This is a genomic window from Clostridium uliginosum, from assembly GCF_900112485.1.
In the GTDB taxonomy this organism is placed as follows: Bacteria; Bacillota; Clostridia; order Clostridiales; family Clostridiaceae; genus Clostridium; species Clostridium uliginosum.
In genome coordinates, this window is sequence record NZ_FOMG01000040.1 from 1 (window position 1) to 25,343 (window position 25,343).

Here is a 25,343-nt window from a genome sequence, read left to right on the forward strand (position 1 = left end):
AAGAAAACTTCGTACCAAATCTTTGGTAAGCTTCATTTATAGAGTAGCATAAATTTTATCATATTTCAAAAAAACAGATGTAAATCTGTTTATTTATTGCGCCCAAAAATATTATTTTGTGGCATGTGTAGTAAAACAAAAAAGTCACCTAAGAATATTTTCAATATCCTTAGATGATCTTGACAAGGATAAATCCTTATCTAAATGACATTGGCTGACTTCCTTGTTATTTTTTTGCATGTGCCTTAACTCTCTGCATTTATATATGAAATACTAACTTTAGTTCCTTTTCCTTCATCTGATTGTATGCTTATTTCATTATTTAATCTTTCACATACTAATTTGCACATATACAGTCCTATACCAGTTGATTCTTCATTTTCACGTCCATTATTTCCTGTAAAAAACAAATCAAATACTCTATTTATATATTGTTCTTTAATTCCAATACCTTCATCTTCAATTGCCAATATCACTTTGTTTTCATCTTTAATTGCATTTATGTTAACCTTAGAATTTTCTTTATTAGAATACTTTATAGAATTGCTTATTATTTGCTCAATTACATAACAGCCCCATTTTTTATCTGTATAAACAACTATTTTCTTATCTATATCTACATTAGGGAAAACTTTAGAATATATAAAATCTCTTTTTTTAGAGTTGATTGCCCTAGTGACTAATTCTTTTAAGTTAACTTTTTCTGGTATATAATCCTTCGAAAACGACTCTACCCTAAATACATTTAAAGCTCCCTCTAAATTGTCTTGTAACTTACAATTTTCTTCTATAATATCTTTAAATATTTCCTTATTATCATCATTCTTTTCTAATCCCTCATCTGCTGCTAGTTCTATAACTGCTACGGATGTTTTCATATTATGTATCCATTGATTCATTAAACTATCCTTTTCTTCTACCTTCAATTCCATATTGTATAATTTTAATATATATGATTTATGTACTTGTCCTAAATACTCCACTACATCCTTATATTCATAATCATCTTCTGTCTTATATTGGGGACTTGTCTTTCCCTCTTCTAAAATTCCATAAAGCTTTTTATAGACTATAAATTTATAAACTAAGTATGAAAATAAAAAGAATATTGTTAATACTAAAGGATATAATTGCAAATTACCTCCATATAACAAATAATACAACATCATTATAAATGTTGTATTTATTAAATATAATATTATTGTCGCTTTTTCTTTTATTAAGGTTGCTTTTATAAGTTTATTTAAGGACATAACCAATTCCCCTTTTAGTTATAATTTCACACTTTAAATTCATATCCCTAAGCTTTTTCTTAAGCCTTGTTATGTTAACAGTTAATGTATTATCATCAACAAAAGATTCTTCTTCCCAAAGTTCTTCTAATAGTTTCTCTCTTGAAACAACCTTAGTGTAATTATTCATAAACATCTTCATAAGCTTGTACTCATTTTTAGATAAATCAATTATTGTATTGTGAGCTTTAAGTTGCATTCCTTCACATAGAAGCATCATATCACATACTTCTATAACATCTGCACTTTTTATAGTCGTTCTCCTTAAAACTGCATTTATCTTCGCTAGTAGTATACCCATGCTAAATGGCTTTGTTACATAATCATCTGCTCCCATTTCTATTCCCCTTATTTGTTCTCCTTCTTCACTTCTAGCTGATACTATAATTATAGGAATATCACGCTTTCTTCTTATAACCTTCAAAAAGTAAAAGCCATCAAATGTTGGTAAATTTATATCTAGCAAAATTAAATCTGGATTTATATCAAGTACTTCCTCTTCCACATTTTCAAAATCAGCTATTACAAAAACTTCATAATTATATCCTTTTAAATACTTCTCCATATACTTTCTAAGTTTCGTATCATCTTCAACAATAACTATTTTCTTCATATTTCTCCCTTATACCTTTCATGTACCTTACTTTCTCTAATTACTTAAAGTCTTCACCCTTTTTAATATTTTCAAGATACATTTTACCCCAATAAAACAATGTTCTTTTATCCATATTTCCTTTATCTGTAAGCTGAACTTCAATATCAACATGTTCACCTTATATTCAAGCAACAACCTTTTCTTATGGTAATTGCTGTTTTAATTATTCAATTAGATTATTATACCTTCAAAATGATCTATTTCATGTTGAATTATTTGTGCTGTAAATCCAGTAAACACTTGCTTTTGCTTCTTAAAATTTCTATCAAGATACTCCACCTCTATCATTTCATATCTATTTGTTTTTCTAAAGCCAATTAAAGATAAACAACTCTCTTCTGTTTCATAAAGCTTTTCTTTCTTTAATATAACTGGATTTATCATGGGTACAATAAAGTTGCCTACAGTAAATACCAATATACGCTTTTTTACTCCAATCATGTTCCCAGCCAATCCAACACAATACTCTAAGTTTGATCTTAATGTATCTATTAAATCATCAACTACTACTATATCATTTTTAGTTGCATCTTCTGATTTTTGTCCTAAAAACAATATATCTTTTATAATTGGTTTTATCATAATTTATCCCTCTTTTTCAGTTATATTTTTTATACCTATTACTTACCATTGAACAAATCCATAAATAATGCAAATAATTCCTACTAATATACAAATAATTTCAAAATAGAAATTATTAATCCTTGACTTAATAAATAGTTTTGATTTATTTTTATCCTTGTAGTATAAAAGTTCTATAGTGCTCCCAATTTCATAATTAAATGAACTATCACCCATACTTGATTCAAAAGTCACACTTTTCTCTGAAATATCTTTATTATAGTACTCTACAACTGGGAAATAGACTTTTCCATTAAATTTAACATCTTTTACAATACCCTTTATTACCTTTCCTTTTGTATAATAAACCCTCATTCTTTTCACAAAAATCATTCCATATACTAAAAGTAAAGCTCCTACAATAATATGTTTAATTGAAATAACCATTTTAAGCCCCCTTTTACTAAAAACAACAAGAATATATTATAATTAAATAATTTATAAAAAGCTTTATAAATTATAGTGTTTTAACATTTAGGCTATGTTTTAACAGAGTGTTGATATTGTTATATAATAGCGAACTGGCATTGAAATTTGCTTTTTAGAACTCTTAATTAATATTTGTACTATTAATTGCTTGTCACAATCTGTGATTGGGAGCATGCATTAATAGGACTAATATTAATTTTAGAGTTCTTAAAGTAAATTTCACCGTCCATGAGCTTTATATAACAATATCAACATGGTTTTAAAACATAGCCAACATTTAAAATCTTATATCACTACTACAACTTTATGTTATATTTTCCATATTAACTTATAATATTCTGTTTATATTATGGATTAATTATATTTTAGGCTATGTTTTAATATAGTGTTGAAATATAGCCTAAAAAAATTATAGGTGGGATTATCCACCTATAATGCTCAATATAAGAATATCATGTTTTAAAATATTATTAATATTTTTTATGTTTTGATGAAGAGTAACTTGAAATTAATCCAGTAACGCTTATAAGTATTGGTATTATAGAATACGAAATTGATTTATAATCATTTCTATAAAGTATTTTAAATAGCAAAAACAAAATTGGAATTATAATACAAAATATAAGTATCATTCTGCAAATTTTAATTTTAGAATTAATCATATTTATAACCTCCTCAATGCACATTTTTTTACTATTGTTACTCAGATTATTGTCTTATATTTCACTTATTATAACATAATTTACTAGATATCTCACACAGTCTACATATATTGGTTCTCTCTTTATATGTATCGAATAATTGAAAACATTTGTATAACTTAAAATTATCGATGTATTTTCTTTCATGTGCCTAAATGCATCCGTTTTTAGTATTACGAAAAATCGCATAATTCAATCTTTCTTGAATTACACGATTTTTAACTTCTAATTATTTAATTGCAGTTCATTTTTTGAGTATCTATGTTAATACTTATAACTTTGGTTCTGTATGTCAAATCGTTCATAGTTTTTAATTACTTATTACTATTTTCAGAATAAAATTTCAAAGCTTCTCCTATAAATTTAGATGCACCACTGCCATATTTCTTATCAACTGCTTCTATCCATTCAGGATATACCGAATAAATATTCACCATATAGTACCAGTAATCATCTCCCCTATCACTTTTGAAAATTTCATAATCTTTTTTAGCTGTATTTGTTATTTTTTCAGCAATTTCTTGAATCTCCTTTGAAGAAGAATTTTTACTTAAATCAGCTGTAAGCTTTTTAAATAATTCTTTTAATTTAGGATGCTTATCTTCTATACAATCTTTTTTAAACTTATCATATTGCTCCGCTAAAGATAATGTAGCACTATTATTAAGATTATTTTTTACAGCTTTAGCATATCTTTCAATACTTCCATATTGCTTTATAGCCATTCTAGCAATTTCATCTTCCTTAGATTTACATTTTTCAATAAATTCATTATATTTATCTATGCTACCATAATGTTTAATTACCTTATCCTCATGTTCCTCTTTAAATTCTTCTAATACATTATAATATTCACTCATATCAAATTCTTTAAAATTCATTGTGCTTTCTCCTTTTAATGTTTTATTTATAAGCTCTATTAAGCCATTCAATCTTTTGCGTTTTAACAAAAGCAACTTTTTTTGATTTTTTAGAGCTTGCATTTTATCAAAGTATGGACTGAGCATTATCTCTTTAACCTCTTTTAAAGGTATATCAAGTTCTTTGAAAAATAAAATTTGCTGCAAGGTTTTAAGAGCTTCATTATCATAAAGTCTGTAACCTGCTTCTGTAATTTCACTTGGCTTTAATAATCCTATTTCATCGTAATAATGTAGTGCGCGCACACTTATTCCTGTCAAATCCGAAACTTGTTTTACTGTTCTCATTGCTACACCTCAAAGTTTGATTTTAGAGCTTTAAATATTATTTAATAATCTGCCGGCCGGAAATTTTTGCAATATATTCAAGCTCTATTTTTATATTACACTATGACGTGGTGTTAGGGTCAACACTTCTCCATGTACAGTATATTTATTCTTATTTTCAAATTCAAATTTTTATATTAGTTTTTTATAAAATAAAAATAGACACCTATATAGATGCCTATTCTTATAATTTATTATATAATTCAACAACCTTTTCTTTTGTAAGTCCTGTACCTTTAGTTACAGTATCAATATCAACTCCTAACTTCAAAAAGTTAATAGCATTTTCAATAGATTTTCTTTCTTCTGCTGAGCTAATCATATTAGCTCTTTCATGAAATGATCTTTCTCTCTCATAGTAAATCCTCATAGCTTCATCATCACTACTTAAATATTCGATTCTTTGCTCAGCTTTTTCTATTGCTGCATCCAAACTAATCAACTTCTTTAATGTAGTTTCAGATATATCTTTTTCTAAAAAAGCAAGCCATCTCGCTATGTCATTTTCTCTATAATCTTTATTTTTTTTATTTCTAAATTTAGGTAATTCTAAGAAGTGTATTTCTAGATATGAATTCAACTGTTCTTTCAAAACCTTATAGTCTAATTATTTTTTTTATTTACTACGTCAAATATACAAACTGAGCACAATAAAAATCAAAACTAATCAAAAAACTTCCCCTTATAAAAATTCTCATTGTCAAGTTTCTTTGCCATCAGCCTGAACATTACACAGCCATCTGGGCATACAATGTCCTTGCTATATTTACCATTGCCGCCAATGTTCTCTAAATCTCCGCCACTTCTGACCGACTCCATGATTGGGAACATAATCATCATAACCTTGGAACAGATACCCTGTCCATCTGAATTTATGGGACAGCCATAGGTGCAGGTATACTTATCCCCCACTTCTTCGCCGTTTCGGCAGTACCGCTCTGTATGGTCACTGCGAAGAAACCCAGTTACCTCAATTTCAAATTCGTACTCCTCATCATACCATTTTTTCATGATTAACCTCCAAAGTCTAATTTATCGAGAGTTTAATAAACAACTCACTCGCATAAAATTACTATTGTTACTCAGATTATTGTCTTATATTTCACTTATTATAACATAATTTACTAAATATCTCACACATTCTACATATATTGGTTCTCTCTTTATATGTATCGAATAATTGAAAACATTTGTATAACTTTAGTAACAAAAACTATTATAGTTTTTGTAAGGTAACAGGTACCTTACAGAGATTGGAAGCTTGCTAACTATCTTTGTTGCTAATATTTTTTATATAAATATAGCTAGTAAAACTTAATACATTTTACTAGCTACTTTTATAATATATAGATTTATATATTGAAGTTTTTTCTGCACCATTAACACCTGCAAAAATTGTATAAGTCGGCATATTATTTACCTATTACCTTTGCTTGCTCTTTTTGTAAAACTAAATTTGATAAAGTCATATAAAAATCTTGTTCTTCTTTTGTCTTTGCACTTTTAAACAAACTTTTCAATTGACTATATGAATAATTTATAAAAATATCATATAAGTTATCTTCTTTATTTTCCATATCGAATACCTCCTAAAGGAAAGTTATTTATATATTAGTATATACCAGAAGATAAAAATAATAAACCTACTGTCTTTTAATTTTGATTCTCCACATATACGGCTCAATGTATCAGTTGTAAGTGATAACTCTTTTAATACATCCATTATTAGAATTGTGCAACAAAAAATCGCAAATTCATTTCTGTAATAATACTGTATTTTATTATTACTGTGTATTCGATCTCATTTCAAGTTTACAATATTTTTTGTATAAGCTACTTGACATTACAGATGAAAATAGTATAATTACCCTGGTTAACAGTTAACAATGGTAACTATATATTTTTAGGAGGAAATAACATGCAAGGACTACTTCAACGTTTTTTTTCATTACATCGACCACTTCTAAGTAAATTAAATGAGTTATTAGGTGAATACAATCTTTCTTACTCCTTGTGGCAGGTTATTCTATATTTAAAAAACAATCAACCATCTTCCCTAGTAGATATTGCCAACTACTATGATATAGAAAAGCCTAGCATTACAAGAAGAGTTCATCGTTTGGAAGAAGGACTAATAGTAAAAACAATATCCGGTAAGGATAGACGCGAAAAAATAATTGAGTTAACTGAAATTGGCGAAGAACTTTACAAGGTATGTCGTGAAAGAATAACAGAATTAGAAAATAATGTGGTAAGAGATATTTCAGAAAATGATCAAATTAGCACATTTGAGACACTTACTAAAATACAAAAAAACATTACGAATGAAAAGGAGATATAAAAATGGATAAACCTAAATTATGGACGAAAAATTTCTTGATTGTTTCGGCAGCAAACTTTTTTCTTTATTTTACATTTTACTTATTGATGGTTACTATAACTACATTTGCAACAGAAAGATTTCATGCTTCACCAAGTGAAGCAGGCTTAGCTTCTGGTATATTTGTAATAGGAGTACTTCTCTCTCGTATATTTTCCGGAAGATATATCGACCAAGTTGGATGGAAAAAAATGCTTTACATAGGATTTATTTTCTTTTTGGCTACAACATGCTTATATTTTCTAGTAAATAGTATGGCATTTCTCTTAATTAATCGTTTCTTAAATGGTGCCGCAATGGGAATTGCTTCAACAGCAACAGGAACAATTGTAGCAAAGATTATTCCAAATGAACGTCGTGGTGAAGGTACCGGTTATTATGCATTAAGTCTTACTATTGCTGCTGCAATTGGACCTTTTTTAGGAATGTTCATTACTGAACATTCAAACTTTTATATGAATTTCGTTGTATGTATTATTTTCTTAGTATTTAGTTTTCTTGCTGTATTTTTTATAAAAATTCCAAAACTAGAATTTACAAAAGAACAGTTAGATAGTAAGAAAGATTTTTCTTTACATAATTTCTTTGAAATAAAAGCTATTCCCATTTCAATTATCGCTGGAATAATTGCTCTTGGTTATTCTAGCATTCTTACTTTCATTAGTTCTTATGCTAAGGAAATTAATTTAATTAGTGTTGGAAGCTTATTCTTTATTATTTATGCGATATTTGTTTTAGTTTCAAGACCTTTTACTGGACAAATGTTTGATAAAAAAGGTGAAAATTTTGTTATGTACCCAGCAATCGTATTGTTTGCCTTGTCTTTATTTTTCCTTAGTCAAACTCATGGAAGCTTAACTCTTTTATTTGCTGCAGCAATGTTAGGTCTTGGATATGGTACCACTTCGTCTAGTGTACAAGCAATTGCAATAAAAGTTTCACCAAAGCATCGTATAGGATTAGCAACTTCTACTAATTTTATCTTTCAAGATTTAGGTGTTGGAATTGGACCATTTATTTTAGGATATTTTGTCCCATTAATGGGATATCGTGGATTATATATGATGATGGCAGTAGTGGCATTTATTTGTCTTTTATTATATTATTACTTGCATAGTAAAAAAGCAATTTCTATGAATGAAGATTCTGAATCAATAGTGGCCTAAAGAACTAACCTACTTAATAGTCGAAAAATAATTTTGTTGACAGTATGACATTTTTAAGGGAACTCAACCTTTGAGTTCCCTTAGTTTATCTTTAATTACTATTTTTAATTAATCATAACACACTTTGTAAACACCAAGTTATTCAATTTTCCAGGAACCTTTTAATGTTTATTACGTCATATCCACATATTACATATTGTATTAGAATTGTGCACAAAAAAATACCACACTTTTATTCTGAATAATGTGATATCTCAACTATTATTTATTTTTATTAATTTATAATGTACGAACATTCTGTAATAGTTGAAACATCTATCTCTCACCTAATAATTCTAACGATTCATTAGCCATTGTCAAAATATTATCCTGAATGTCATATGCGTTTTTCAAATCTTCTTTACTATACCATTTGAGCAAATTAGATTCCCCATCTCCTGGTATTGTGTCAAAAGAATTAGCAGTTGCATAATAAACAAAGTCTATATGATAATGTTCTGGATTTATTTCACCAAAAATTGTATACATAGGATTTATCAACAGTTTTTCTCCTACTAATTCGCATGAATTTTTAAGTTGCTTATTTAGTGGATTGTATAGATTTATTTTTAAACCTGATTCTTCTTGTGCTTCACGAGTACATGCTTCCTCTGGCAATTCATTTAATTCTATATGCCCACCTAAAGGAAGTATTTTTTTAGCCTTTTTATGTAAATGTAATAATACTTTATCTTTATGTAGTATATATATTGAAACTGTAAAATGCCTATCCATGCTTATGTTCACCCTCCAAAATTGTATACCAAATATTTCGCTATATTTTACTATCACGAATCAATTATAGCATATTTTGTAAATACCACATTATTAAATTAGCAAAGAACATATTTTTTTCTTTACTACGTCAAATAAGAATGTTGTGAACTATACTTAAATATAGATTATGTTTATAAGGAGAACTCCAATTGAAAATCTCTTGTGTCACTTCCGTATAGTTCTTTCGCCTATTTTTTCCCTATTACGCAAGAAAAATACCGCAAATTCATTTTATTGAATAACGCGGTATTATAATTTGTTATATGCTATAGCCATTTGGATTCTGTATTTCTCCAATTAAATTACCTTTTGAATCGTACTGCGGTAAATATTTAATTTGAGTATAAATTTTAGAATTAGCTGCAAAAGGCTTTCCATCTCTGTCTAATATTTTACCATTGTCATATTTACACTCAATTGTATATCTATTCTCTTGACTTTTAGTTCTACTGCTACCTAGTGAATCATACTTATAATAGCTATCATTTTTAATACATAAATAGCTATCATGAACATTATTGCCAAATAAAAAATGTGAATATGCTTGATACAAAACACCATCCACCATGAATAATCCGTCTACAGGATGTCCCTCTTTATTTGTAAAAAATCTATCATTTGTATTTGCCCTTACAACAAATCCACCAGTTGCCAATTTACCAGACTGTTCAAAGCAATAGTCTCCTCCAATATCCTCATATTTACTTCTCGCAGGTACACCCTGAGCCATATAATAATCATGACGAATATAATACCAAGAACCATTATCATAAAGCCATCTATCTCTAGCATAGTTCCCGTCATCTTCTAAATATTGCCATTTTTCAGGGTCATATGAACATTGTTTCCATGTTCCTGCAAATGCAGTAGTGGGTATCATGCAAAAGATGAGTACTGCACACGAAATTACTCTTTTCAGTTTTTTTATTAACATTATCATTACCATCCTTTTCTTATATTTACATATATTATTGTAAGCTTTTGTAGTAATATAATCAATATTGTATTATTATATAGTTTAACTTCATCTCATAGGCTATATTTTGCAGTAGTTTCCTATTGGGTGACAGTTTGTATATTAGTTGTTAGTGATGTTTCTTCCTTTAATATAAAGTCTAATTTAGTGATTTCTTTATACTGCTCTACTGTTATTTCTCCAAATTTATTGATTTCTGTTATTACTGCACCTTTAGCATTTAAATTATTAACTAAAATATTTTTATCGTACTGTATTTCATTTACTATTTCTTGGTGCGTGTTATTGCCTGTTACATAGCCAATAACGTTAGCAATATTAGTTTTCCCATTATTGGCATATTGAAAAGCCTGATTTGCTTTATTTAATGCTTCATTTCCTTTATCGTAAGCAGTTTTTACTGCATTAGCTGTAGCTGTTTCAATTGTGCTTGCACTTGTTACAGTATCATTTAATTTAACAATACCCTTTTGACTTGTAGTTCCATCTGGTACTTTTATATTATCAACTTTCTTCGTCAAAAATTACTATTGTAAAAAAATAAGCTCCCTACAATATAAATGTATAGGGAACTCTATGAGTATCATTTTTTAAATAAAATTATACCATAACTTTTATTATTCATTAAACTAAACAATAAAAGTTATTATTTATCTTTTGTTATAATTGGTTTTCCTTCGGAATTTAATAACACCGTCAACCCACCAGAAGTACCATTACTAACATATAGGTAATTTACCCAAGTTTCTTTATCAACTATTACTCTATAACTTTCTATAGCTCCTTGTGTAGATACAACTTCAAACCTTTTGTCTCCTTTCATCATAATCCCTTCTTCTTCTCCAGATAAATTACTATTTTAATTACTCAAATTTAAGTTGAAACTTATTAATGCTTATGTAACTTCCAATCATTTTTATTCAAAACATATTCAAATGACTTGAAAGTTTTATTCAATGATTCTGCATAAAATGTTCCTTCTTGTTCAAAAGTAAAACCACATTTTTCAATTAAATGTTTAGATGGCCTGTTATTTTGAAAGCAACAGGCATAAACATATTCAATTCCATTACAGAATAGGTAGTCCAAAATAGTGTATACTATTTCTGTCATAATTCCTTTATTTTGATAGTTAAGATTCAGTACAAATCCCAATTCTTTTGTATCTTCTCTTCCATTTTCAGAATCATTATGTATTGCTATATGCCCAATTACTTTGTTGTTTTCTTTATTTTCTATAGCAAAAATGTTTCCATTTTGAATGTTTTTATTTAATACATCTTTTGATATTGACAAATTACAATGATGTTGCCATCCTGTCATTTCTCCCACGCCATCTTGACTACAGTATTCATTCAAATCCTTTAAGTCTTTATTTTCAAAGTGACGAAGAATTGTTCTATCAGTTTCTAATATCATATATACCACTCTCTTACAAATTACTATTTTAATTGCTATACATTAAATTGGAATTTACACCATTCTGATTTCAATATTGAATAATAGCATGCATCACATATTCCTTGATTATTTCGATCAGAGCTTCTTAGTGTTCCTTCATATACCATTCCACATTTTTTCATAACTGCTCCTGAATTTGGATTCTTTGGGTCATGTCTTGATTCAATACGATTCACATCTACATTTTTAAATAAGAAATCTATGACTGCTTTTAATGCTTCTGAAGTGATTCCTCTATGCCACCATTTACGGCCTATACAATATCCAACATGAGCCATAGATACATCTCCATCTATGTGATTCACACCTATGCCTCCTATTGGTTCATCACTTTCTTCTTTGAGCACAATTGCCCATTGATAAAAATCAGTTCTACTGTAAGAATCAACCCACTCATTCGTAACCGATAGACTAATCTCTTGATTCTTATGTGCTGGCCACGTAAGATATTTGGTAACTTCTATGTCTGAAGCCCAATTTTTGTACATTGCATCAGAATCCTTTGGCATAAATTTTCTCAAAATCAATCTATCTGTTTCTATAGTTTGTGTTCCACAATTCTTCATTTTTACACCTACCTTTCAAATTACTATTTTAATTGCTATACTTTAAATTGAGAATTTGTAATCTTTTTTATTTTAAAGAATATTACCTACAATTCTATTTATATCCGAAATGTTACTTATTGGATATTTACTATCATCTAATTGCCCAAATCCATATTCAGCATAAATAAATGGTATACCAGCATAATTAGCTCCTTCTAAATCACCAGTTGTATCTCCAACATATACAGATTTTTTTAGTTTATTTCTTTCAATAATAATTTTTATATTTGCTCCCTTACTTTTTTCTGTTCTCCCTGACATCTCAATATCCTTGAAATAACTCCATAATTTATGATAATCAAGAAAAGCCTGTACATATCCATCTTGACAATTACTTACAATATAAAGAGAATAATTTTGAACTAATAACTTTAATGTATCTTCCAACTTAGGATATAAAATTCCACCATGTTTACGTAGATATATTTGCTCTTCATTGCAGCATTCTTTAAGTATTTTCACACGCTTTTTCGAATCCATTCTAGGAAACATAATTTCTGCTATAACATCAATTGTTTTTCCCATAAAACCTCTCATATCATCTATTGTTATCTGTTTATCAATTTCACTATGTCGGTTTAAAGCAATATTCCAAGCTGGTACCACCTGTGTTGAAGCATCCCATAAAGTACCATCTAAATCAAAAATAATTCCTCTTTTATTCATTATCTTATGACTCCCTCTAAATAAATTTATTACATAATCTACTCTCTAAATTACTATTTATCTTTTTGTTTTTACTATTTTAATAACAATAATAAATTATCACTTTAATATTGGTTAATTATAACATATTTTGTAAATGTAATATTATTAAATTTTCAAAGAATAATTTTTAACTTAATGCCTACTTTATACATTTTTATAATAAAAAAATACTTACATAAAAGTAAGTATTTTAAGTATAAATATTAATTTTTTATAATATTTTTTATCAATTTATATATTATGTAATCAAGCAAATACAACAACTTTTAATTATTTATTGTTACTTATTATGTTACAAATTAAGTAACTATTTATGTGATAATATTAGTAACGTATTTTGTAATAAAATATGTTACTAATATATGTTCATGTTGTAATCCTCCATAACTTTTTCCACTTTCGTATTTTGGTTCTAAAGGACTTGAATGGTGCAACAGTATTGATGTGAATCCACTTCCATATTGGCCAATTAGAAGGAGTTGATGATGACCACTTTCTTTCACCTTGTTGAAACAATTCTACATCTGTATAACTGTTAATTAATTCAATAATTTGATTTTCTGCCTTTATAAACATAGTACATAACTCTTTGAGAGTATATCCCTCATATTGCTTATAAAAACTTTCATATAAGACACCAAGATTATTCCATTTATAGCCTGGAGTTGGCGTGATAACAATATGTCCTTGCTGTTCTTGATTCTCCCAATCAAGAATGAGATTCATCCATCCCAATTGATAAGCAATCATTTGAGAAGGTGTTCTCTCAACTCCATCAATTAACCTATCTTTATCTTTTTTATTAATATCATTAAATTCTTCAATAAATAATTTTGCACGATTTGAAATTTCTAAAATCAATTCTTCTCTATTTTGATATTCTGCCAACTTGCTCCATCTCCATTTAATATTCTAGTTTCAATCTCATCAACATTATATTTTTCGCATATTGTAGCTTCTGAAAGCTTTTTAAAGTGCTTTGCATTATCAAAACTTGCACAAACTGTCTTGCTCTCAACAATATATGGATCCTTACCATCTTCAAGTTTTAATTATATTTTTATAAAAAATAAGATAGACTAAAATAAGCCTACCCTTTAATTTTCTTTTCTTAACTTTTTAATTCCCTCTACATCTAATCCTGTCTTTAATGCTATTGTTTCATCATCTAATATATCTAATAAATTTTTAGCTATCTCAATTGCTTTTCTCTTTTCTGCATTCTCTTCCATCTCTTTAATAATAAATGCATTATTAGCAACCATTTTTATGACCTCCTCTTTACTTGCTTCTAATACCTCCGTAGCCTGTCCCACTAATCTTTCTTCAGTTGTATTTTTAATCCAATGTTTTATGGCTTTTAGTTCTTCATTATCGTAGAGTTTAGCTCTATAAACTATATCACTTTCTGATTCTTCATAATCTGATGAATATATGATTTATTAACTAATGTTAAATCTTCTGGCTTTAAACCTTTAGTAATCTCCTTATTAACAAAATTCTTTAATAAATCTACTGCTATTTCTTTTTTAGAATACAAATCCTTATAACTTTTATCATGAATATGGTATATCTCTTTTTTAACATTCTTATTCATATAATACCATTACTTACTTCTTCTTTTGTTTAAATTATTATCGTATATTAACTTTATTATAACATTAAATCAAGATACTATTAATTAAAACTTGAAATTAAAATTAATCTATATATAATAAGAGCAACTAATATAAGTTCAGTTGCTCTTTCAAAATCCCATAACTAAATATGATTATTTTTGCTAATCATTTTTATTCAAAACATATTCAAATGACTTGAAAGTTTTATTCAATGATTCTGCATAAAATGTTCCTTCTTGTTCAAAAGAATTGTTCTATCAGTTTCTAATATCATATATACCACTCTCTTACAAATTACTATTTTAATTGCTATACTTTAAATTGGAATTTAACGAGTAGTTTGAAAGTGAAAAAGAATATTGTACTTGCTTATATTACACTAGTAATTTGTTTAAAATTATCACCATTTAGGTTATAATAAAAATATAATATATACGGAGGTGTTTTAAATGAATTTAGCTCAAAAATTATTAGAAGTTATCGAGAATATTTCAGACGAAAAGTTATATGAAATTATTGATTTTGCTGAATATTTAAAAGCAAAAGAGTCAAAAGAAAATAAATCCTTAATTGATTCATTAGTAGATGACTACGATGAAGCATTAAAGGAGCTTGCTAAATAATGAAAAATTTAACTTTAGAAGATATTATTTATATAAATGAACTAACAATCAGAAAACATGGTGGTTCATCTGGTATAAAAAATCAATCTTTAATTGAAAGTTCGCTAAATTCAGGACTTGCAACATTTGGTGGCAAAGATTTATATCCAAAAATTGAAGATAAAATATCTATGATTTCATACTCCTTTATAAAAAATCATGGATTTAATGATGGAAATAAAAGAGTTGGATGCATAGTATTACTGACTTTATGTAATAAAAATAATATTCCAATTAAGCCATCACAACAAGATTTAATTTCCCTAGGTCTTGGTGTTGCAAGTGGCACTTTAGGAAAAGATGAAATAAAATCATTTATATTAACTCATAAAAGGTAGTAAATTAGATTTATAACTTCCACCAAATAGTTTCTTCTTGTTTATAATTTTTGAATCCACATCTCTCAAGGATTTTTTGAGATGCAAAACCATCTAAATCAGTTTCAGCAATAACACTTTTAACTGTATTCTGTTTTAATCCCCACTCACACATTGCCTTTACAGCTTCTGTCATATAACCTTTGTGTTCAAACTCTTTACCTAAACCATAACCAATCTCAACTTCACCATTTTTATTAGGAATATCTTTAAAATCCGCGGAGCCTACTACAACCCTATCATCCTTGCGAATTAAGAAGAAAAAGCTATGCCATAAATAATTATTAGGGTCTTTTTGAGTTATTTCATACTGTCCCTTTACTATTTCAAGAAAAAATCCTTCCATTGGCTCTGCCTTATAGGAACAATCTAATTCTTTTTCGAGTTCATGAATGTCTTCAATCCATAGTTTTAATTGATTAGGCGTTAACAGAATAAGCTTCAAGTGTTCAGTTTGTATTGTCATTTTGTTACCTCCATTAAGTAAAATCTTTCTGTAAAACAGCTCTACAAATTACTATTTTAATTGCTATACATTAAATTGGAATTTAGCAGTTAAAAAACAAGCATACAATTATTATCGTATTTAAAATTTGGACCCCAGGCTACTTCCCAATAATAGCCGTCTAAATCAGCAAAATATGCATGGTATCCTCCCCAAAATACATTCTGAGGCTCTTTAACTATTTTAGCACCAGCATTTCTAACCATTTCAATAACCTTATCAACATCTTCCTTATTTTCAACATTATATGCTAATGTAATTCCTCCAAATCCATTACCGATTTGAGGTGTATTTTCTTCGCTTATATCTTTTGCTAATAACTCTAAAGGATAAAGTTCAAATTTTGTTCCCGGCGTGTCAAAAAATATTACTTCTGGATTATTTCTTTTTTCATCTGTTTTAAATCCAAGCTCATCTCTATAAAACTTTATAGCTTTCTCCATACTTCTTACACCTAAGCAAATACATGTAATTTTATTCATTATCCCATCTCCCCTACAAATTGGAATTTATCAGTTTCATATTATGCTCATTTTGTTCATCAGATATATTTCTCTATTTTGCATTGCTCATATAAATTTTTCCCTAACAGAGTAATTGCTTGTTGAGGACAATTGCTTATACACCGATAGCACATAGTGCATCTTCCATTTTGTACTGCTCTACGATTTACAATAGATAAGTTTTTCATCGGGCATAGTTGCATACACACCCCACAACCGATACATTTTTCAGTGTTGATTTTCAGCTTATCTGAATAATTTTTTGTTTTGCAATAGAACCAAAGTCTTTGACCGAAAAGACCTGCAATATGATAGAGAAGACCAATTCCCTCTTGTGTTGCATGCCCGTTTTTTAGGTTATTTGCAGACTTTTTTATTTTTATATACGCTTGCTTTACAATAACTTTATTTTGCTCTATTGTTTTCTTTAATGCTTTTTCATCACCTATACAATCAGGCATTTTTAAATGAAGCCCGCCAACAATCTCAGCGCCACATCGGACAAGTAACCTTGCGCTACAACCAGCGCCATCACCACTGAACAAACCCATAGTTGCAATGATAAAAACTTTTTTACCCATAAATTTGGGTTTATTCTGCAAAATAAAATCTCTCACTATTTTAGGTAAATTACTAAAATAAATCGGATACGCTAAAACGATAAAGTCACTTTTATATATTTCATCTAAGACCTTCGCATCTTCAATAGAAATACACTTTGCTGCTGCGTCAAGTTCTTTTACGAACATTTCAATACAATACTTTGTGTTACCTGTTCCACTAAAATATATTCCTAACATATCTCTACCTCGTTTGTTTCGACTATTGTAAAATTAATATAAATAATTTCCCCATGTTTCAATCTTCCATCTCCTTCAGAATCATCAACATCAAAATTTATAAGCAAGATGATAATCTAATCAGTACCATATTGTTTTTCCCATTTATCTAATGCTGAAATGATTCCATATCATTTGGGAGTCTATCGCATATCTTTATAATAGTATTGATTGACATGGATATTCAAACACTTCTGCTAATTTTAAAAAAAGCTGAGCATGATTAGCCAATTGCTCATATCCATCATTTTGCAGGCACCACCTAATTGTAGTCATAACAAGTGCTGAATATAACGTTGACAAATAATCTAAACTGTCAGGAGATTTTTTATTTTTTGTTTTATACTGCTCGTAAAAACTTCTCTTTAAAAAATCAGACATATCATCATATAAATGAATCGTATCTGTATTAATAGTAAAAAGAGCTAAAATTTCTTCTCGTTTGGAAGATAGTATCTGATACAAAGGTTTTATAACCATGAGGACATCTTCTACATTAACATAGTTAAATCGTTTTTTTACTCCAGTTTTTAGTAAGTCAAATACTTCATTGCAAAGAGTTTCTGCTAGCTGATATTTATCTGTATAATGTTTGTAGAATGTAGAACGGTTAATCAAAGCCCTGTCCAATATATCCTGTACTGTTATTTTGCTAAAGTCTTTTTGCCTTAGTAAATAAATAAAAGATGCTTCTATATTTTTTTTTGTCTTTATAACACGCAAGTCATTTTGTTTCATATGCAATTCCTCCATGCCATTATTTTAAAATATTTTATATAGATAAACAACACTTTGTATGATTTTTGTAGTTTAATTGTATAAACATTTAAATACTGATGATTGAAACATTAAAGTCGATGATTAAAATAAATAGTAAAGGAGGAATAAAAAATGAATGAATTAAAATGGTTTGTATGGTTGTTTCCGTTATTATTTATTGTACATGATATGGAAGAAATTATTTTGGCAAAGCACTGGTGCAAAAAAAATTTAAAACAATATATCCATCTGCCTATAACACCCTTTGGAGGCACAAAAAGTACAGCTGGATGTGCAATTGGTGTATATGAAGAACTGATTTTATGGCTCATAGTTACTATGATTGGTAATATTAGTGGATTTTATGGTTTATGGTACGGTTTGCTCGTGGCAAATATCGTGCATCTGATTTTATTCCATATTATATTATTGCCATTGTCTTACCGTCATTATGTTCCTGGTGAAATAACAGCATGGCTGACGGTTATTCCATGCTGTTATATTTTAAAACTTGCTCATAATATCTTGGGTTATTCTGTTACTGAGATTGTCATCTGGGTAACGATAGGAGTTGTATTTGCTTTTGTAAATATGAAAATATTGCATAAAAACATTAACCAATTGTCCAAATTGGTGGAATGATTATATGTTGATGAAAAATAGGGGGAATAACTTACTAAGTTATATTCCCCCTGCTAATGTCAAGAAAAAGGCAAAAAAATATTTTTTTCAGCTTTTTCATCCCCTCTAGTTAAAACTAAAAAAATATTGTGAAGTTTAAGCTCCACAATAGCCTTTATTACTTCCTGAATGATTGTCATTGCTTTAATACTTACAATACAACTCGTTAAATTACTATTTATCTTTTTGTTTTTACTATTTTAATAACAATAATAAATTATCACTTTAATATTGGTTAATTATAACATATTTTGTAAATGCAATATTATTAAATTTTCAAAGAATAATTTTTAACTTAATGCCTACTTTATACATTTTTATAATAAAAAAATACTTACATAAAAGTAAGTATTTTAAGTATAAATATTAATTTTTTATAATATTTTTTATCAATTTATATATTATATAATCAAGCAAATACAACAACTTTTAATTATTTATTGTTACTTATTATGTTACAAATTAAGTAACTATTTATGTGATAATCTTAGTAACGTATTTTGTAATAAAATATGTTACTAATATATGTTCATGTTGTAATCCTCCATAACTTTTTCCACTTTCGTATTTTGGTTCTAAAGGACTTGAATGGTGCAACAGTATTGATGTGAATCCACTTCCATATTGGCCAATTAGAAGGAGTTGATGATGACCACTTTCTTCCACTTTGTTGAAATAATTCTACATCTGTATAACTGTTAATTAATTCAATAATTTGATTTTCTGCCTTTATAAACATAGTACATAATTCTTTGAGAGTATATCCCTCATATTGCTTATAAAAACTTTCATATAAGACACCAAGGTTATTCCATTTATAGCTTGGAGTTGGCGTGATAACAATATGTCCTTGCTGTTCTTGATTCTCCCAATCAAGAATGAGATTCATCCATCCCAATTGATAAGCAATCATTTGAGAAGGTGTTCTCTCAACTCCATCAATTAACCTATCTTTATCTTTTTCATTAATATCATTAAATTCTTCAATAAATAATTTTGCACGATTTGAAATTTCTAAAATCAATTCTTCTCTATTTTGATATTCTGCCAACTTAACCCCTTACTTTCAAATTGGAATTTGATGATTATAACTTATACTCTTATAAATTACCAATATTTCATTTCTGATGGTACATTTTTATCACCTCTAATGAAATATAATCAATCATTATTCGTATATATAATTTCTACTACAATTTAGAATTTATAATGAACTATACCATTGTTCTGCAAATTCATCTTGTTCTTCAGAATTTGAAAATTCAAAAATATCTGCATATTCATAAATACTCACTAAATTCTTTCTTAGTGCCTGTTTTCCTAGTTCAACGACATAAATCTTATCAGAATTAGCAGCCATTCCTGATTGAACAACATTAGGCAATGAGCCCTTGCATTTTATTCCATAATTTAAATCTAATAATTTATCTTTTAATTGCTTAAAGGCTTCAAAATACCCCTCACTACCACCAACAATTTCATTATTATCAAGTTTTACAAATAATAGTATATCATCTGACGTTTCAGCTTCATCTGCTTCAATGATTAAATTCGATTTCTTTTTATTTAAAAGGTTTACTACTATTACATTATATTTTTCCAAAACATTCTCCTTAGGCATATGAAAGAAAATAACAAGTCAAAGATGCGACGTATATTTTGTGTTAGACAAGAAGATAATGTTAGATCATAGCGAGCTATGGGCTAATATTACCGACGCAGTATAACGCAAAATAGACTAGCATACTAACTTGTTATTTTTTTTAATATGCCTTATTTGAATTCTTTAGGAATATACTTTACTAAAGCAAAATTTTTAGTAACAAGCTCAGTATCTAAAACTTTACCACCTTGAAATTTAGCTATCTTATTTCTCCAAATTTCATTTTGTCTATAATAATTATCTTCAATTTTTAAAAATTTGTGATTCTTTTCAAATACATGATATCCAAAATCAAGTTCTTCATTTATCCTAAGTTCCCCTTCTAAACATTTTTCTGTCATCCAAAGATTTATTTGAAATGTATAGCTTGTATTATTTTTCACCTGAAAATCTCCATAATTATAAAATATTGTAGCACCGCTACCAAAAGGAAGTACCCTTCCGTCATCTGGAAATGGGTCAAAGCTGTGGTGATGTCTCTCTGTTACATTAAGAGGACTATGTATTACAAGCCAATTTAAAAGATTTGCAATTTGACACAATCCTCCTCCAATGCCTGGTCTTGCTTCACCAAAACAAAGCTCCATCCCTGGAAGATATCCTTTATATTTGGTTGGAAGCCCCACTGTTTTGCAAAACGAAAAAACTTCTCCTGGACTAATAATAATTCCATCTATCTTTTTTACAGCTATCTTTAAGTTCTCAACCTTATTAAGCTGTAACTGAACATCACTATCTCCTAATTTTCTGATTAAAACTGATTGATGTTTTTTAACCCTATATGGTAATTTATTAAACTCTTTCACATTTGCAAACTTTATAGAACTAAAATACCACTGCTTGTATCTAATTATACGTCTATACCAAACTGCTAAACAATAAAATATTGGATGCCTTTGGCTTAATAATTTCTTTTCCATTAAAATCTCCTACTGCATATCATATCTACAACTATTTTGTATTATTAATAATATATTTTTATATTTTACATTATCACAAGTTTTATTACAATAATAACCCAATATACTAAAAATTTAGGCGCTGTTTTAAAACCGTGTTGATATTATTATATATTGTAAAATGGGCTAAGACATTTAATATAGGAAACTCGACTCATATTCATTCGCTGGGTAAGTTCGAGCAACAAAATATAACAATATCAACACTATTCTAAAGCATAACCAAAATTTAAAACCTTTAATTAATCTAAAAAAAATACTATACTTAATAATGATAATATATATAAGTTCCAATAAAGTTTGTTCATTAATATAAATTTTAGAACAGTTATAAATACTATGATTTAACTACTATAGTGAGGAACTTATATAGAAAATTTATGATATATATGATTCTAAGTAGATATTGTTAATTAAAGATGTAATTTATTATAAAAATTAAATAAAAGTTTATAAATGTATTAATTTAATTAGAACATATATATTAAGTAGAGAATAGATTGAGGAGTTTATATATGAGAAAAAAAGATATACTTGAATTAAAAAGACGTTTTAAAAAAGATAATTGCACTTTCACTAAAATTTGTGGTTGCTATGTTAATGGAGAAAAGCATATTATTTTAAAATTTAGAGAAACCTTTCTAAATTTAAATGATGATGAATACTTTAAATACTTAGAAATTGCTAAAAAAGTACTCTCTGGAACTATTGGGAATAATATTTTAGAATTGAATTTTCCAATTAATGAAAATTTTATAAATGAAAAACAAATTTCTCTTATGCAGCTTAAAAAAAGTCAATTAAAGGATGATTGCCTTCTTGATGCTTTTTATGAATCTATTATAGATAGTTATGATTATACTGGTAACTTTTTAATACTTATTTTTCATGATGCTTATGATGTTATTACTAAAACCACTGATAATACAAAGCTAGATGAATCCGAAGAAGTGTATGAATATGTACTATGTGCAATATGTCCTGTTTCACTTTCAAAGCCAGGTCTTAGATACTTTGAAGAAGAAAACAAAATCAAAGCACGAATAAGAGATTGGGTGGTTGAATCTCCAACTAATGGCTTTGTATTTCCTGCTTTTATTGATCGTAGTTCAGATGTTAACTCTATTATGTATTACGCAAAGGACGCCAAGGATGCACATCCTGAATTAATGGAAAATGCTTTAGGTTGTTCTTCAAAACAAACTGCTACCATACAAAAAGAAACTTTTCAAACAATTATTAAAGATTCTATGAGTACTGATGAAAAAAAAGCTGATAAAATTTTTATGGAAATACAAGAAAACCTAAATGCTATGGTAGATGAACATAATTCAATATATGATGATACAGATTGTGAGCCTATAACTTTAACAAAGAAGGATATACAAAACCTTTTAATAGAAAGTGGCGTACCAGAAGAAACTACTAATAAAATTAAGGAATCATATATAGAAAATTTTGGTGATGACCTTCCTATAGCAGAAAATTTAATTGATTCAAAAATACTTAAGGTAAATGCTCAAATAAAGAAGGAAGATAACCTTAAGAAGCAAGTAGAAATTTTACAAAACAGACTTGAACAAGCTAAACAAGAAACTGCTGTAGATAATGAAACCAATACTTCTAAAGATATTGATGGTGACAATGTGGTTTTAGAAGAAACATTAGAAACTAACTTAGAAGAAGCTAAGGATGAAAATTCAGAAGATAATAAATCTACGACTAACTATGACGTTATACTTCATGTAAAACCTGAAAAAGTACCTCAAATAAAATCACAAATAATCGATGGTCAAAAATGCATAGTTATTCCCATTAATGAGAATGAACAAACTACAGTTAATGGCTTAGATGATTTGATTTAAGTTATATAAATTGGCTATATTTTAAGTGAATGTTGATATTTTAAAACATAGCCTATAAATTAATTCTAAGTTTTAAAATCATTCCAAGACAACCTCCTTTTAATATCTATATTTCTTATTTATAATGTGCTTATCATCAACCTTCTTCTTAAAACAAAAGAAGAAGGAGAACCAACTCCATCTGGACTTGGTTCTCCTCCATTACTTAGATTCAATCTAATATTTATCAACTACACTTCCCATAACTGCATTTTTTATAAAGTTAGTGTTTGCAAGTTTATTGATTTCACTTGGAGCTCCAACTACTACAACTCCATTAATCTTAATATTATTTTCATCAATATTTTTTACTAAATCTTTATAATCTGTTGACTGCAATTTTCTTATTCCATCAATAAAATCCATTTTTCTATCATTTAAATCGTACATTATTTCCCCATATCTATTATTAGATTTTATACCAATAGTCATGTCTTCTTGTACTAGTTCTTTAAATTGGGAATTTTTATTATTTTCTTTTTGTTCATCTGATTTATTATCAACCCAGTAAAATGTTATTAAATTCTTATCAATCATATTATTTACTTCTTCATAACTATATTCTTTATCAAACGATATAGCCATCTCTAATACTTTATTATCTTCTATTTCATTTAATATATGAAAATCATTTATTAAATTCTCATAATCAACATATGGATATGCAAAATATAGTTTTCTTAATCCATACACAGTATTACTTCTTTGAGTTATATCATCATTTATACGTATTGTTTTTCCTTCTGACTGTCCTCCACATATATTGTTTTTTCCTATGCCTCCATAATTATTTATCTCTCCAGCATAAAGGTTTTTTGCACTAATTTTTCTTGAAATATCATAAGTGCTTTCAAAGCTAAAATATCCTGTACCTCTATATCTAGTTGCCCCTATATATTCATTAGGATTCATAACCCTGTACGCTAAATCTTGTACTTCACGATCTTTTGTTGAGAAATAGCTTATACATTTATCACTAGTAGTTTTAATTGCTATATTTCCTATAAGTAAAATTAAAAGAGTAATTATAATAGATTTAATTATTAATTTTCTATTTAATTTATTTCTACCGACCCTAATTTCATTTTTTATTTCATTTTCCATTTTATCTGAAAATATATCATCTATATTTTTATCCATTTTTTTCACCCTCCCATATTTTTTTAAACTTATTTCTTGCTCTATAACATAAAGTTTTTGCTGAACCTTCCTCAATATTAAGTTGTTGTCCTATACTTCTATAAGATAATCCAATACTATACTTTAGAACTAATATATTTCGTTCACTTTCTTTTAATTGAGATAATACTCTATTAACTTCTAATGCATTATCTACATGTGATATTTCAAAATTACTTTTAATATTTAAATACAATTCATCACTTAAACTTATATTTACTTTGCTTTTTTTATATAAACTATAAAATCTATTAATAGAAACTTTAAACATCCATGCCCTTATATTACCATCCAATAATATATCTATATTTTGATATGTTTTAATAAAAGTCTCCTGTATAATATCTTCTGAGTCCTCTTTGGAGGCTCCTATTGAATTTAAATACTTATATATAAGTGATAGATCTTTTTTTATCAAATTATATATTTTATCATTGATACTTAATCACCTCTTTTTAATATCCTTTTTATGGTACCATATATATAACATTTTATAGTTGTAAAAAGTGAACAACATTTCTAAAAATAACAAAAGGGGCTGTCTCAGAATTACCAAGTGAAGTAATAACAAAGAAATAGAAATAACATTTATTAAAGAAGACTAGAAAAATTTCGCTAAGGCATATGAACAAA

33 protein-coding genes and 3 pseudogenes are annotated in these 25,343 nt (G+C 27.6%); 6 read left to right on the forward strand and 30 right to left on the reverse strand.

Translation table 11 applies throughout. From position 1 onward, the window contains the following. Positions 1-245: 245 nt before the first annotated feature. From BM027_RS16575 to BM027_RS18315, 11 genes and pseudogenes are all read right to left on the reverse strand, one after another. Positions 246-1,253 carry a sensor histidine kinase gene (locus tag BM027_RS16575; protein ID WP_090094296.1) on the reverse strand — a complete coding sequence of 336 codons (1,008 nt, stop codon included), beginning with the start codon at positions 1,251-1,253 and terminating at the stop codon, positions 246-248. Beyond that, positions 1,240-1,905 carry a response regulator transcription factor gene (locus BM027_RS16580; RefSeq protein WP_090094297.1) on the reverse strand — a complete coding sequence of 222 codons (666 nt, stop codon included), beginning with the start codon at positions 1,903-1,905 and terminating at the stop codon, positions 1,240-1,242. Before BM027_RS16580 ends, BM027_RS16575 begins: the two co-directional genes overlap by 14 nt. Before the next feature lie 40 nt (positions 1,906-1,945). Next, positions 1,946-2,053 (reverse strand): annotated as a pseudogene (locus tag BM027_RS16585) (PD-(D/E)XK nuclease family transposase); the annotation flags it as partial. A 65-nt stretch (positions 2,054-2,118) separates the two neighbouring features. Next, the gene (locus BM027_RS16590) at positions 2,119-2,529 is read right to left on the reverse strand and encodes a peptide deformylase (RefSeq protein WP_090094298.1); all 411 of its coding nucleotides are present in this window, start codon (positions 2,527-2,529) and stop codon (positions 2,119-2,121) included. A gap of 42 nt (positions 2,530-2,571) precedes the next feature. Next, complete coding sequence (locus BM027_RS16595) at positions 2,572-2,955, reverse strand: DUF3592 domain-containing protein (RefSeq protein ID WP_090094299.1); 384 nt, start codon at positions 2,953-2,955, stop codon at positions 2,572-2,574. Between the two features lie 512 nt (positions 2,956-3,467). After that, a complete protein-coding gene (locus BM027_RS16600) occupies positions 3,468-3,659 on the reverse strand; it encodes a hypothetical protein (protein WP_090094300.1) in 192 nt (63 codons plus the stop codon). A 374-nt stretch (positions 3,660-4,033) separates the two neighbouring features. Next, a pseudogene (locus BM027_RS16605) lies at positions 4,034-4,906 on the reverse strand (MerR family transcriptional regulator); the annotation flags it as partial. A 223-nt stretch (positions 4,907-5,129) separates the two neighbouring features. Beyond that, entirely contained in the window at positions 5,130-5,525 is a 396-nt protein-coding gene (locus tag BM027_RS16610; RefSeq protein ID WP_090094301.1) for a PD-(D/E)XK nuclease family transposase, read from the reverse strand. 83 nt (positions 5,526-5,608) lie between these two features. Further along, positions 5,609-5,956: a TIGR04076 family protein gene (locus BM027_RS16615; protein ID WP_090094302.1), complete on the reverse strand. Its 348-nt coding sequence runs from the start codon at positions 5,954-5,956 to the stop codon at positions 5,609-5,611. Positions 5,957-6,275: 319 nt separating this feature from the next. Further along, positions 6,276-6,356, reverse strand: a pseudogene (locus tag BM027_RS18615) (ATPase); the annotation flags it as partial. A 1-nt stretch (position 6,357) separates the two neighbouring features. After that, positions 6,358-6,522, reverse strand: a complete 165-nt coding sequence (locus BM027_RS18315) for a hypothetical protein (RefSeq protein WP_090094303.1) — start codon at positions 6,520-6,522, stop codon at positions 6,358-6,360. Positions 6,523-6,863: 341 nt separating this feature from the next. Here BM027_RS18315 and BM027_RS16625 point away from each other — a divergent pair, with 341 nt between their 5' ends. After that, positions 6,864-7,286: a MarR family winged helix-turn-helix transcriptional regulator gene (locus BM027_RS16625; RefSeq protein ID WP_090094304.1), complete on the forward strand. Its 423-nt coding sequence runs from the start codon at positions 6,864-6,866 to the stop codon at positions 7,284-7,286. A gap of 2 nt (positions 7,287-7,288) precedes the next feature. Next, positions 7,289-8,491, forward strand: a complete 1,203-nt coding sequence (locus tag BM027_RS16630; protein WP_090094305.1) for an MFS transporter — start codon at positions 7,289-7,291, stop codon at positions 8,489-8,491. Positions 8,492-8,806: 315 nt separating this feature from the next. On the opposite strand, the gene BM027_RS16635 is transcribed toward BM027_RS16630, so the two are convergent. The 10 genes from BM027_RS16635 to BM027_RS16680 all read right to left on the reverse strand — a co-directional run bounded on the left by BM027_RS16635 (position 8,807) and on the right by BM027_RS16680 (position 14,657). Further along, positions 8,807-9,265, reverse strand: coding sequence for an NUDIX hydrolase (locus tag BM027_RS16635; protein ID WP_090094306.1), 459 nt, complete (start codon positions 9,263-9,265; stop codon positions 8,807-8,809). A 301-nt stretch (positions 9,266-9,566) separates the two neighbouring features. Further along, positions 9,567-10,241, reverse strand: coding sequence for a hypothetical protein (locus tag BM027_RS16640; RefSeq protein WP_090094307.1), 675 nt, complete (start codon positions 10,239-10,241; stop codon positions 9,567-9,569). 122 nt (positions 10,242-10,363) lie between these two features. Next, positions 10,364-10,804, reverse strand: a complete 441-nt coding sequence (locus BM027_RS16645) for a phage tail protein (RefSeq protein WP_090094308.1) — start codon at positions 10,802-10,804, stop codon at positions 10,364-10,366. A gap of 125 nt (positions 10,805-10,929) precedes the next feature. Beyond that, entirely contained in the window at positions 10,930-11,109 is a 180-nt protein-coding gene (locus BM027_RS16650; protein WP_090094309.1) for a DUF6440 family protein, read from the reverse strand. 62 nt (positions 11,110-11,171) lie between these two features. Continuing rightward, entirely contained in the window at positions 11,172-11,702 is a 531-nt protein-coding gene (locus BM027_RS16655) for a GNAT family N-acetyltransferase (protein ID WP_090094310.1), read from the reverse strand. Positions 11,703-11,737: 35 nt separating this feature from the next. Further along, entirely contained in the window at positions 11,738-12,310 is a 573-nt protein-coding gene (locus BM027_RS16660) for a GNAT family N-acetyltransferase (protein ID WP_090094311.1), read from the reverse strand. 72 nt (positions 12,311-12,382) lie between these two features. Continuing rightward, positions 12,383-13,018 carry an HAD family hydrolase gene (locus BM027_RS16665; protein WP_090094312.1) on the reverse strand — a complete coding sequence of 212 codons (636 nt, stop codon included), beginning with the start codon at positions 13,016-13,018 and terminating at the stop codon, positions 12,383-12,385. 408 nt (positions 13,019-13,426) lie between these two features. Next, positions 13,427-13,948, reverse strand: a complete 522-nt coding sequence (locus tag BM027_RS16670; protein ID WP_090094313.1) for a ClbS/DfsB family four-helix bundle protein — start codon at positions 13,946-13,948, stop codon at positions 13,427-13,429. A 209-nt stretch (positions 13,949-14,157) separates the two neighbouring features. Next, the gene (locus BM027_RS16675; RefSeq protein ID WP_242943360.1) at positions 14,158-14,325 is read right to left on the reverse strand and encodes a hypothetical protein; all 168 of its coding nucleotides are present in this window, start codon (positions 14,323-14,325) and stop codon (positions 14,158-14,160) included. A 131-nt stretch (positions 14,326-14,456) separates the two neighbouring features. Further along, positions 14,457-14,657 (reverse strand): Rpn family recombination-promoting nuclease/putative transposase, encoded by a 201-nt coding sequence (locus BM027_RS16680; protein WP_090094315.1) that lies wholly within the window; start codon positions 14,655-14,657, stop codon positions 14,457-14,459. Between the two features lie 471 nt (positions 14,658-15,128). Here BM027_RS16680 and BM027_RS16685 point away from each other — a divergent pair, with 471 nt between their 5' ends. Further along, on the forward strand, positions 15,129-15,302 hold the full coding sequence (locus BM027_RS16685; RefSeq protein WP_090094316.1) for a DUF2281 domain-containing protein: 174 nt from the start codon (positions 15,129-15,131) through the stop codon (positions 15,300-15,302). Then, entirely contained in the window at positions 15,302-15,679 is a 378-nt protein-coding gene (locus tag BM027_RS16690) for a type II toxin-antitoxin system death-on-curing family toxin (protein WP_090094317.1), read from the forward strand. The genes BM027_RS16685 and BM027_RS16690 overlap by 1 nt, the downstream gene beginning before the upstream one ends. A gap of 10 nt (positions 15,680-15,689) precedes the next feature. Here the strand turns inward: BM027_RS16690 and BM027_RS16695 are convergent, their stop codons facing one another. From BM027_RS16695 to BM027_RS16710, 4 genes are all read right to left on the reverse strand, one after another. Next, positions 15,690-16,184, reverse strand: a complete 495-nt coding sequence (locus tag BM027_RS16695) for a GNAT family N-acetyltransferase (RefSeq protein ID WP_090094318.1) — start codon at positions 16,182-16,184, stop codon at positions 15,690-15,692. 89 nt (positions 16,185-16,273) lie between these two features. Further along, on the reverse strand, positions 16,274-16,705 hold the full coding sequence (locus BM027_RS16700) for a VOC family protein (protein ID WP_090094319.1): 432 nt from the start codon (positions 16,703-16,705) through the stop codon (positions 16,274-16,276). A gap of 59 nt (positions 16,706-16,764) precedes the next feature. Next, positions 16,765-17,526, reverse strand: coding sequence for an EFR1 family ferrodoxin (locus BM027_RS16705; RefSeq protein WP_090094320.1), 762 nt, complete (start codon positions 17,524-17,526; stop codon positions 16,765-16,767). Positions 17,527-17,721: 195 nt separating this feature from the next. After that, positions 17,722-18,303 carry a TetR/AcrR family transcriptional regulator gene (locus tag BM027_RS16710; protein ID WP_090094321.1) on the reverse strand — a complete coding sequence of 194 codons (582 nt, stop codon included), beginning with the start codon at positions 18,301-18,303 and terminating at the stop codon, positions 17,722-17,724. A 153-nt stretch (positions 18,304-18,456) separates the two neighbouring features. Here BM027_RS16710 and BM027_RS16715 point away from each other — a divergent pair, with 153 nt between their 5' ends. Then, positions 18,457-18,966, forward strand: a complete 510-nt coding sequence (locus tag BM027_RS16715) for an HXXEE domain-containing protein (RefSeq protein WP_090094322.1) — start codon at positions 18,457-18,459, stop codon at positions 18,964-18,966. 568 nt (positions 18,967-19,534) lie between these two features. On the opposite strand, the gene BM027_RS16720 is transcribed toward BM027_RS16715, so the two are convergent. From BM027_RS16720 to BM027_RS16730, 3 genes are all read right to left on the reverse strand, one after another. Next, complete coding sequence (locus tag BM027_RS16720) at positions 19,535-20,056, reverse strand: ClbS/DfsB family four-helix bundle protein (RefSeq protein ID WP_090094323.1); 522 nt, start codon at positions 20,054-20,056, stop codon at positions 19,535-19,537. Between the two features lie 153 nt (positions 20,057-20,209). Beyond that, entirely contained in the window at positions 20,210-20,608 is a 399-nt protein-coding gene (locus tag BM027_RS16725) for a hypothetical protein (RefSeq protein ID WP_090094324.1), read from the reverse strand. 170 nt (positions 20,609-20,778) lie between these two features. Continuing rightward, positions 20,779-21,588 carry a VanW family protein gene (locus BM027_RS16730; protein ID WP_090094325.1) on the reverse strand — a complete coding sequence of 270 codons (810 nt, stop codon included), beginning with the start codon at positions 21,586-21,588 and terminating at the stop codon, positions 20,779-20,781. A gap of 554 nt (positions 21,589-22,142) precedes the next feature. Here BM027_RS16730 and BM027_RS16735 point away from each other — a divergent pair. After that, positions 22,143-23,492, forward strand: a complete 1,350-nt coding sequence (locus tag BM027_RS16735) for a DUF4317 domain-containing protein (RefSeq protein ID WP_090094326.1) — start codon at positions 22,143-22,145, stop codon at positions 23,490-23,492. A 216-nt stretch (positions 23,493-23,708) separates the two neighbouring features. Here BM027_RS16735 and BM027_RS16740 read toward each other — a convergent pair whose 3' ends face one another. Both BM027_RS16740 and BM027_RS16745 read right to left on the reverse strand, forming a co-directional pair. Then, positions 23,709-24,671 (reverse strand): anti sigma factor C-terminal domain-containing protein, encoded by a 963-nt coding sequence (locus BM027_RS16740; RefSeq protein ID WP_090094327.1) that lies wholly within the window; start codon positions 24,669-24,671, stop codon positions 23,709-23,711. After that, entirely contained in the window at positions 24,664-25,128 is a 465-nt protein-coding gene (locus BM027_RS16745) for an RNA polymerase sigma factor (RefSeq protein ID WP_242943359.1), read from the reverse strand. Before BM027_RS16745 ends, BM027_RS16740 begins: the two co-directional genes overlap by 8 nt. Positions 25,129-25,343 lie beyond the last annotated feature (215 nt).

Bases quoted from the DNA above. Each gene is read 5' to 3' on its own strand.
- BM027_RS16695 (WP_090094318.1), bottom strand. From the start codon at position 16,184: ATGACAATACAAACTGAACACTTGAAGCTTATTCTGTTAACGCCTAAT.
- BM027_RS16590 (WP_090094298.1), bottom strand. From the start codon at position 2,529: ATGATAAAACCAATTATAAAAGATATATTGTTTTTAGGACAAAAATCA.
- BM027_RS16690 (WP_090094317.1), top strand. From the start codon at position 15,302: ATGAAAAATTTAACTTTAGAAGATATTATTTATATAAATGAACTAACA.
- BM027_RS16580 (WP_090094297.1), bottom strand. From the start codon at position 1,905: ATGAAGAAAATAGTTATTGTTGAAGATGATACGAAACTTAGAAAGTAT.
- BM027_RS16655 (WP_090094310.1), bottom strand. From the start codon at position 11,702: ATGATATTAGAAACTGATAGAACAATTCTTCGTCACTTTGAAAATAAA.
- BM027_RS16700 (WP_090094319.1), bottom strand. From the start codon at position 16,705: ATGAATAAAATTACATGTATTTGCTTAGGTGTAAGAAGTATGGAGAAA.
- BM027_RS16630 (WP_090094305.1), top strand. From the start codon at position 7,289: ATGGATAAACCTAAATTATGGACGAAAAATTTCTTGATTGTTTCGGCA.
- BM027_RS16715 (WP_090094322.1), top strand. From the start codon at position 18,457: ATGAATGAATTAAAATGGTTTGTATGGTTGTTTCCGTTATTATTTATT.
- BM027_RS16650 (WP_090094309.1), bottom strand. From the start codon at position 11,109: ATGATGAAAGGAGACAAAAGGTTTGAAGTTGTATCTACACAAGGAGCT.
- BM027_RS16635 (WP_090094306.1), bottom strand. From the start codon at position 9,265: ATGGATAGGCATTTTACAGTTTCAATATATATACTACATAAAGATAAA.
- BM027_RS16660 (WP_090094311.1), bottom strand. From the start codon at position 12,310: ATGAAGAATTGTGGAACACAAACTATAGAAACAGATAGATTGATTTTG.
- BM027_RS16600 (WP_090094300.1), bottom strand. From the start codon at position 3,659: ATGATTAATTCTAAAATTAAAATTTGCAGAATGATACTTATATTTTGT.
- BM027_RS16665 (WP_090094312.1), bottom strand. From the start codon at position 13,018: ATGAATAAAAGAGGAATTATTTTTGATTTAGATGGTACTTTATGGGAT.
- BM027_RS16675 (WP_242943360.1), bottom strand. From the start codon at position 14,325: ATGGTTGCTAATAATGCATTTATTATTAAAGAGATGGAAGAGAATGCA.
- BM027_RS16615 (WP_090094302.1), bottom strand. From the start codon at position 5,956: ATGAAAAAATGGTATGATGAGGAGTACGAATTTGAAATTGAGGTAACT.
- BM027_RS16740 (WP_090094327.1), bottom strand. From the start codon at position 24,671: ATGGATAAAAATATAGATGATATATTTTCAGATAAAATGGAAAATGAA.
- BM027_RS16625 (WP_090094304.1), top strand. From the start codon at position 6,864: ATGCAAGGACTACTTCAACGTTTTTTTTCATTACATCGACCACTTCTA.
- BM027_RS18315 (WP_090094303.1), bottom strand. From the start codon at position 6,522: ATGGAAAATAAAGAAGATAACTTATATGATATTTTTATAAATTATTCA.
- BM027_RS16680 (WP_090094315.1), bottom strand. From the start codon at position 14,657: ATGAATAAGAATGTTAAAAAAGAGATATACCATATTCATGATAAAAGT.
- BM027_RS16705 (WP_090094320.1), bottom strand. From the start codon at position 17,526: ATGTTAGGAATATATTTTAGTGGAACAGGTAACACAAAGTATTGTATT.
- BM027_RS16575 (WP_090094296.1), bottom strand. From the start codon at position 1,253: ATGTCCTTAAATAAACTTATAAAAGCAACCTTAATAAAAGAAAAAGCG.
- BM027_RS16735 (WP_090094326.1), top strand. From the start codon at position 22,143: ATGAGAAAAAAAGATATACTTGAATTAAAAAGACGTTTTAAAAAAGAT.
- BM027_RS16710 (WP_090094321.1), bottom strand. From the start codon at position 18,303: ATGAAACAAAATGACTTGCGTGTTATAAAGACAAAAAAAAATATAGAA.
- BM027_RS16730 (WP_090094325.1), bottom strand. From the start codon at position 21,588: ATGGAAAAGAAATTATTAAGCCAAAGGCATCCAATATTTTATTGTTTA.
- BM027_RS16595 (WP_090094299.1), bottom strand. From the start codon at position 2,955: ATGGTTATTTCAATTAAACATATTATTGTAGGAGCTTTACTTTTAGTA.
- BM027_RS16640 (WP_090094307.1), bottom strand. From the start codon at position 10,241: ATGTTAATAAAAAAACTGAAAAGAGTAATTTCGTGTGCAGTACTCATC.
- BM027_RS16685 (WP_090094316.1), top strand. From the start codon at position 15,129: ATGAATTTAGCTCAAAAATTATTAGAAGTTATCGAGAATATTTCAGAC.